Origin of the sequence: Flammeovirga aprica JL-4 (assembly GCF_012844305.1) — a bacterium.
GTDB lineage: Bacteria > Bacteroidota > Bacteroidia > Cytophagales > Flammeovirgaceae > Flammeovirga > Flammeovirga aprica.
On sequence record NZ_JABANE010000189.1, the window covers coordinates 1 to 8,351 of the forward strand.

Here is an 8,351-nt window from a genome sequence, read left to right on the forward strand (position 1 = left end):
ATCTCATGGAAGGAAAGCCAAAAGTTTATTTAAATATGGCTTAGAGAAACTTTCTCAATGCCTACAAAATAAATTTTATGAACAGCTAGAAATGCTGTTCAATCAATTTTTGTCATATACTTAGATGGAGGAAGTAAACTTGAGTTAAGGGTTAAGGAATGAACCGTGGTATGGTCTGTGAAAATCGTTTGAATATAATGGAAACTATTTTGTTCATTTCTTCTTGAAATGATCATGATTTACGAAAAACGGCCTCTATGACCTCAAAATGATATAATAACTCAATGATTTGAAAGAATAGAGATAATAAGTTTCTATCCCATCCGCTAGATTTGTAACAAGAAAAATGAAAGAAATGAAATAGCTCTTAATTGATTAAGTAAGCAAATAAACGATAAAGAAACATCTCTGTACAGTATCCAGAAAATAGAATAGTGTATAGATAAGAAAAAGGATTTATGAGTACTGTAGCTGAAAATATTGACTTCAAGCCATCTGTTGATGAAAAGAAATACGAAAAAGTAATAGAGAAGAAATATCTATTGCCATTTGCTCTAATTGCATCTTTGTTTGCTTTATGGGGATTTGCTAATGATATTACAAACCCTATGGTTTCTGCTTTTCAAACGGTTATGGAAATCTCTACTTTTAAGGCTTCATTAGTGCAGTTTGCCTTTTATAGTGGTTATTTTACAATGGCACTTCCGGCCGCTATTTTAATCAAAAAATACTCTTACAAATCGGTTATTTTAGTAGGCTTAGGACTATACGCAACAGGATGTTTATTATTTATTCCTGCAGCACAATACCAGATTTTTGGCTTCTTCTTAATATCGCTTTATATCATCACCTTCGGATTAGCGTTTTTAGAAACTACAGCCAACCCTTTAATTCTATCATTAGGTTCGCCAGCAACGGCCACAAGAAGACTTAATTTTGCTCAATCATTCAATCCAATAGGATCAATTACAGGAATGTTTGTAGCACAGCAGTTTATTCTATCCAACTTAGATTCTGCGGCAAAAAACACAGACGGATCGTTGATTTACACTACTTTATCAGCAGTTGAAAAAGAATCCATTCGTCTTCATGATCTTATTGTCATCAGAGATCCTTATGCACTTTTAGGTATTGTAGTGATTGTGATGTTTATCATAATAGCGATGACAAAAATACCGCAAGAAAAATTGTCTGGAAAGGATTTCAGTGTTGTAGGGACGATTAAGCGATTGGCTAAAAATATAGAGTACAGAGAAGGGGTGATGACTCAGATCTTTTATGTAGGTGCTCAAATTATGTGTTGGACATTTATCATCCAATACGCTGAAAATATTGGTTATACAAAAGCGGATGCACAAAGCTTGAATATCATAGCGATGTTCTTATTCCTTGGGTGTCGGTTTGTGGCCACATTCCTGATGAAATACATCAACTCAGCATTATTATTGGCTTGTTTTGCCATCGGAGCAATTTCAACAGTCAGTATAACAATTTTTGTAGGAGGTGATACAGGTTTATATTCATTAGTAGCCACTTCCGCATTTATGTCATTGATGTTTCCTACCATATACGCAATTGCGTTAGATAATGTAGGAGAAGATAGTGAGTTTGGTGCCGCCGGACTTGTAATGGCAATTGTAGGTGGAGCTTTGATGCCACCTCTACAAGGGAAAATGATTGATCAAGAAACAATATTTGGTTTAGATGGAGTAAACTTCTCCTTTATTTTACCACTAATTTGTTTTGTAATCATAGCAATATTTGGATTTAGAAGATACGACAAAGGATAAAAATTCACTTAATTATCAAGACTACTTATAACGTTTAAAAGGTTAAATAGAGGCTCTCTTTTTGAGGGTCTTTTTTTGTGTTTAAAATATATTATTCAATTGATATTCAGCTTTATAATATTGATAATATTCACTTTTTTTACTGATTAAAGTCTACTTTTTTCACTTTAAAATAAGTCAATTTTAACATGTGAAAGAAAGATTAATTTGTTCTCGTATTTTTTTATTAATCTTTATTTTTTGTGTGATTTATTTAATAAAAATTTATTCATAAAGCTATGTTGGAAAGCAGACGTATCTATTTACCACCATTAAGTTTGGTCGGTCCAGATTCTTTAAAAGAATTAGTTGAAGAATTGAAAGGTCTTCCTTATAAAAAAGCATTATTAGTGACGGATAAAGCACTGAATGAATTGGGAATGGCCCAAACAATTGCTGATATGATTGTAGAAGCAGGATTAGAATATGCTATTTATGATAATGTGCAACCTAATCCAACGACCGAAAATGTGCATACAGGTCTGACAAAACTTCAGGATGAAAACTGTGATGTCATTGTTTCATTAGGTGGAGGTTCACCTCAAGATGCGGCAAAAGCCATTGGTATTCTTGCTACAAACGGCGGTCATATTGCTGATTATGAAGGAGTACATATTTCCAAGAAACCATCTACACCTATAGTAGCCATTAATACTACAGCAGGTACAGCAAGTGAAGTTACTATTAATTACGTTATCACAGATGAAGAAAGAAACGTAAAGATGGTAATGGTAGATAAAAACTGCCTTGTTTCTATTGCAGTTAACGATCCAAAATTAATGATCGGTATGCCAAAATCATTAACTGCAGCAACGGGTCTTGACGCCTTGACGCATGCTATTGAAGCGTACATTACGGTAGGTGCCTTCCATTGGTCAGATGACCTGGCACTATATGCCATCAAGTTAGTTTCTCAATCGTTGGTGAAGGCCGTTGAAAATGGAGAAGACTTAGAAGCAAGAAGTCAAATGGCTTGGGCTCAGTTTATTGCAGGACAATCGTTCTCCAATGCAGGCTTAGGTTTTGTACACTCTATGGCACATCAATTAGGTGGTCAGTACGACATCCCACACGGTGTAGCCAATGCAGTTCTTCTGCCTCACGTAATGCGTTATAACGCTAAAGTTTGTGCTGCTAAATTGAAAAATGTTGCAGAAGCGATGGGTGTCGATGTAACAGGCATGACAGACGAACAAGGTGCTGAAGCGGCTATCAACGCCATTACAGCAATGGCCGAAAGAGTAAATATTCCTTCAGGAATTGGTGCTTTGGGTGCGAAAGAAGAAGATATTGAACTAATGGCAGAAAACGCTCTGAAAGACATCTGTGCACCAGGTAACCCAAGAGAAGTGTCTTTAGAAGATGCAATTGAGTTGTTTAAAGTGGCCATGTAAACTAGGATACTAATAAGAATATCAGGGCAGATTTTTGTGGTTATTATGCCCTGATACTCTTACAATCTATCATCATGTATACACTCTTTTTCTAGGCTCAAGGGAAGAGAAAGTTTCAAAAACTATCTGTAGAAATTTTTCTATGGGTGACGATTACATACTATAAAGTGTTATTGAGGATTCAATCTAAAGTTTGAACCTTATCTTTCTTAAAGAACAAAAGGCGCTCGTTTGAGTGCCTTTTGTTTTTAGTGAGAAGAGTGCTAGTAATTGACTTTCAGTTTATAATGAAATTATTTTACTGCAATTTTTCTATTGTTTTGAATCAAAACCTCCCCAAAAGCAGTACCCAATTTCTCTTGCCCAAGTGTATTATAATGTACATTATCCTCACGTTTCGGAAAGTCTTTCCAAGAAGAATCCATAGAAGTGCTGATCATATAAATGCCATTTTTTTCATTTACAGCATCAGCCATTTGCTCACGTACCACATCAGTTCCACTAGGGAATTTTGTGCGAGGAGGACAATTGATCTGCCCGTATACAAATAGCATATCTTCTTGATCCAAAAAATTTCTATACCCCTGAATCAACAGCTTAAGGTTTTCTCCATATTCAGATGCTGTAGCTTCCAATCTGGAGTCCTTCTCTCCTTGCATCCAGCACATTCCAATTACTACAGGTTGTTTCCCCTGATTCATAAGTTGATCAAGAACGTTTTTGACAATACTAATATGTTTTGAAAACAGTTTCATTTTTTGCCTTTTGGCATCTCTTTCGCCAATCATTACTCTCTCCTGTGTCCATTGTGGATGCCAAGCACCATAAAGAGATGTACCACCTTGAGCCTCTTTGATCAGCAAAAATTTTCGGTTTGGGAATTGCTCATACAATCGAATCCCTATAAATAACTCAGGCCCGAAATTTACTTGTCTTTTGTCTGGGGCGCTATAAGAAAGAGGATGAACGGTTTTTGAGCCACTTGCAATGGATACGTATTTTGAAGCTTCATCTGCTCTAGCTTTGTTCTCCGGGGTGAGTTCTTGAAACTGACCTCTTCCCGCCATATTGGATTGCCCGCCAAGTAAAACGACATAGACTTTGTTGTCTTGTGCAAAACAGAAGGCAGGGAACAAAAAAAGCAATTGTAATAGTAGTATTTTCATCAAATTTGAAGTCTTAAGTTTACTTTTTAAAAGTGAAAGTGGCTATTACAGTGGTGCTACATTATGATTTTCTTTCAATTTTGAATTACATCTTCATTGAAATTATCACGTTACATCCACCACTATAAAAACCACTTTCAAACATGCTCTAAAGAACGCTATTGCGATAGAAATTTATTTCACCTTCTTTGTGAAAAGAGGGAACATTTCAGAGTTCGTTCGTGCTGAATTCATAATTCCTTCAATTTCTTTAACCACATCAGGGTGTTCTTTGCTCACGTCGGTTGACTCTTCAGGATCATTCACTATGTTGTATAACTCAATGTGTGATTTACCACTATTCACTTTATACAATACCCCTTTCCAATCGCCCAATCTTACCGCTTGTCGTCCACCTCTTAAGTTCAACTCCCAATACAGATATGGGTGCTCTTCCTGCTCTCCTTTACCTATCATAGTTGGATAAAAAGAGATACCATCTGTTTCAAAATGATCACCTTTTCCGATAATATCAGCGAAAGTAGGGAAGATATCCCAAAACGCTGAAACGTGCTCAGAAGTAGCACCAGCTTTCACTTTGCCAGGCCACTTAATGATAAATGGAGTACGCACACCACCTTCATATAAATCTCTTTTAATACCTTTTAAATTCCCTCCGCTATTAAAAAACTCTGGGTCTGCGCCACCTGCCGCATGAGGGCCATTGTCACTGGCAAACATAATGATCGTTTCATCTGCAATACCTAACTCTTCTACTTTCGCTACAATTTGACCTACATAAGTGTCCAGTCGATGAATCATAGAAGCAAAAGCGGCGTGAGGAATTTCTTGAGAACAATACATATGCTTTTGAATGTCCGGACCATAATCAGATGTATATTTGTTGTCTAACGTAAAAGCAGTTTCAGGGAATTTTCCTTTGTATTTTGAAAGAATAGAGTCTTCAGGAGAAATCAATTCAGCATGAGGCAGAATAAAAGGTACGTAGGCAAAGAACGTATTGTCTTTGTTGTTTTCTATAAAATCTAAAGTAGCTTCCTGTATTACATCTGGAGCATAAGTCACTGTGTTGGTCCAGTCATTGCCTTCAAGAAAAACCTTTTGATCGTTGTGCCAAATGTATTCAGGGTAGTATCTATGCGCCGCCGCTTGACATACATAGCCAAAAAACTCATCAAAACCCTGATTGTTAGGATCGCCTTCATGATTGACAAAACCAAGTCCCCATTTACCAAAAGCACCCGTCACATACCCTTCTTCTTTTAAGAGCTCAGCCACCGTAAAAGAGGATGCAGGAAGTGAAACCTGACCTTCTCCTTCTATCTCCTTATTGCCACGAATAGGCGTGTGTCCTGTATGCTGTCCTGTCATTAATGAAGAACGTGAAGGAGCACAGACTGCAGACCCACAGTAATGTTGCGTAAACTTCATTCCTGACTCGGCCAAAGCGTCAATATTCGGAGTCGTAAATTTGGTTTGCCCATAACTACTCAAATCACCATACCCAAGGTCATCCGCAAGAATATAAATAATGTTCGGCTTTTTTGTTTGATGCGCTGATGATTGACTTTTGGAGGATGAAGCGCACCCTGTACTAAGTATCATCAGTGACAATAGATAAAAATAATTCTTTATGTTTTTCATTTCTCTAGTTATTGAAATTTGAATGATCTTCGTAAATAATCTGTGTGAAAGAATTAAGTACTTAAGTACGTTGTCCACTAAATATTTCCGCTTGATTCGAAAACTTAGTTTCACATTGTACTGACAGTAAAGTAAAAACACAAAACTTTAAATCCTGTCTGTAATGGTTAGGGATGTGTCTGCCGTAGTTCAATTGTATTTGAAGGTACTGATTTTATGATTTCAAGAAACAAAAAATGCCTTTTTTTATCCATTTTTTCTGAAAAGACCTAACCACTGAGAAAAGCTGTAATAGTGTATCTGTACGTTTCAAATATTGTATTTATATACATAGTTTTAGAGCTTAATGTACACTAAATCAGTAAGTAGTACGCTGAGATACAACGTAAATATTCACAGATACAAACGAGTAATTTTCACTTAGGATATTGCTGAAGCAAACGAGAAAAACGATTAAAGATTTTTATTATATAGTATGAAAGAACAATTATTATTTTCCAGTATTTATAGGAATATTGGGGCGGTTTTCTGTCTATCATTACTCTTATGCTCGGCATGTCAATCCTCTAAAAAAGGGGTGGCACAACAGGTAGAAAAAAGACCTAATATTATATTATTTGTTTCAGATGATCACGGTAAAGATGCATTGGGTTGTTATGGAAACCCAGTGATTCAAACTCCTCACTTAGATCAATTAGCTAGTGAAGGAACATTGTTTGATAATGCCTACTGTACAAGTGCAAGCTGTGCGGCAAGTAGATCAGTAATGCTGACGGGTAAATTTGGTCACGCCACGGGTTCTTATGGCCACACACACGATTATCATCATTTCAGTACTTATGATACCGTTAGCTCATTACCAAACATAATGGAAGCCAATGGTTATTATACGGCAAGAATTGGTAAATATCATTTGGCACCAGAAAAAGTATTTCATTTTAAAGAGATAATCAAAGCCAATCAGAGAAATACAGTTGAAATGGCAAACAAGTGTCAGGATGTCTTCCAGAAGGACGAGCCCTTTTTCTTATACTTCTGTACAGGTGATCCTCATAGAGGTCGCCCAACGGGTGAAAAATGGAATGATCCAAATAGTTTCGGAAACAAAAAGAAAGGGTATAAAGGGGTGAAAGAAATAACTTACTCACCAGATGAAGTTTTGGTACCTAGCTTTATCTCTGATTCCAAAGAAGCAAGAGAAGAACTCGCACAATATTATCAAAGTGTATCAAGGGTGGATACAGGTTTTGGTTTACTGATGGAGCATTTAAAAGCATCGGGTAAAATGGAGAATACCATAGTGATTTATATCTCAGATAACGGTGTTGCTTTCCCGGGAGCAAAGACGACACTATATGAACCAGGAATGAACCTGCCTTGTATCATTAAAAATCCATTGGTTAAAAAACAAGATAAAGTCAGTGATGCATTTATTTCATGGGTAGACCTCACGCCTACAATTTTAGACTGGGCTAATATTAATTATCAGGAAAATCAATTCCACGGAAGATCTTTCACTGGTGTAATAAGCGGAACAGATGATAAAGAAAGAGAAGAAGAAATATATGCTTCTCACACTTTTCACGAAATCACGATGTACTACCCAATGCGTGTGGTAAGACATAAAAATTATAAACTGATTCTGAATATTGCATCAGGTTTAGAATACCCTTTTGCTTCTGATTTATGGGCCTCTTCCACTTGGCAGGAACGTTTTAGAACAGGAGCTGAATATTACGGTAAACGTACTGTAGAAAGCTATCTGCATCACGCAGAATTGGAATTATATGACCTTGATAAAGATCCTGATGAAATCCACAACCTTGTCAATAGTGAAGCGTATAAAGAAGTGCTTCAAGTGATGAAAAAGAAATTGAAGGCTTTCCAGCAGAATACACAGGATCCTTGGAAAATTTATTGGGAAAAGGATTATAGTTTACAAGGAACAGGACTTGATCTGTAACCTGCTAAGTGCTTGCAAGAAAAGGATATAATGTACCAAACAAGAGGAAAAGTAAGATTGATCTTCCTGCATTTCCTCAGTTTGAAGCATTTGCGTAGCTGGCTACGCTTCTGCAAAAGAAATAAATAGTAGAGAAGGAGAATTAATTACTCTGCAACAAAAGTGACTACTAACTAACTAGATGTGTGACTACTTAATACTAACTTAGAATGCTCTTATTTTGAATAGGGATTATTTTTATAAATGATTATGTTTACATGAACGCAGACAAAATAAGAGCATTCGTAACTACTCACCGACATTAAATTAGACAAAAAGTAAGTCAGCGATAATTTAAATTTAATAAAATCTTCAT

The 8,351-nt window shown here is 36.2% G+C and carries 5 protein-coding genes; 3 read left to right on the plus strand and 2 right to left on the minus strand.

The genetic code is table 11. The annotated features are described in order from the left end of the window. The first annotated feature begins 458 nt into the window (after nucleotides 1–458). Nucleotides 459–1,790: an L-fucose:H+ symporter permease gene (gene fucP / locus HHU12_RS32205; protein ID WP_169660850.1), complete on the plus strand. Its 1,332-nt coding sequence runs from the start codon at nucleotides 459–461 to the stop codon at nucleotides 1,788–1,790. A 278-nt stretch (nucleotides 1,791–2,068) separates the two neighbouring features. After that, a complete protein-coding gene (locus HHU12_RS32210) occupies nucleotides 2,069–3,223 on the plus strand; it encodes an iron-containing alcohol dehydrogenase (RefSeq protein ID WP_169660851.1) in 1,155 nt (384 codons plus the stop codon). Nucleotides 3,224–3,516: 293 nt separating this feature from the next. On the opposite strand, the gene HHU12_RS32215 is transcribed toward HHU12_RS32210, so the two are convergent. After that, entirely contained in the window at nucleotides 3,517–4,389 is an 873-nt protein-coding gene (locus HHU12_RS32215) for a sialate O-acetylesterase (RefSeq protein ID WP_169660852.1), read from the minus strand. A 174-nt stretch (nucleotides 4,390–4,563) separates the two neighbouring features. After that, nucleotides 4,564–6,033 (minus strand): arylsulfatase, encoded by a 1,470-nt coding sequence (locus HHU12_RS32220; protein ID WP_169660853.1) that lies wholly within the window; start codon nucleotides 6,031–6,033, stop codon nucleotides 4,564–4,566. Between the two features lie 475 nt (nucleotides 6,034–6,508). On the opposite strand from HHU12_RS32220, the gene HHU12_RS32225 reads away from it, so the two are divergent. Further along, entirely contained in the window at nucleotides 6,509–7,996 is a 1,488-nt protein-coding gene (locus HHU12_RS32225; protein ID WP_169660854.1) for a sulfatase family protein, read from the plus strand. Nucleotides 7,997–8,351: the final 355 nt, after the last annotated feature.

Bases quoted from the DNA above. Each gene is read 5' to 3' on its own strand.
- HHU12_RS32210 (WP_169660851.1), top strand. From the start codon at position 2,069: ATGTTGGAAAGCAGACGTATCTATTTACCACCATTAAGTTTGGTCGGT.
- HHU12_RS32215 (WP_169660852.1), bottom strand. From the start codon at position 4,389: ATGAAAATACTACTATTACAATTGCTTTTTTTGTTCCCTGCCTTCTGT.
- HHU12_RS32220 (WP_169660853.1), bottom strand. From the start codon at position 6,033: ATGAAAAACATAAAGAATTATTTTTATCTATTGTCACTGATGATACTT.
- fucP (WP_169660850.1), top strand. From the start codon at position 459: ATGAGTACTGTAGCTGAAAATATTGACTTCAAGCCATCTGTTGATGAA.
- HHU12_RS32225 (WP_169660854.1), top strand. From the start codon at position 6,509: ATGAAAGAACAATTATTATTTTCCAGTATTTATAGGAATATTGGGGCG.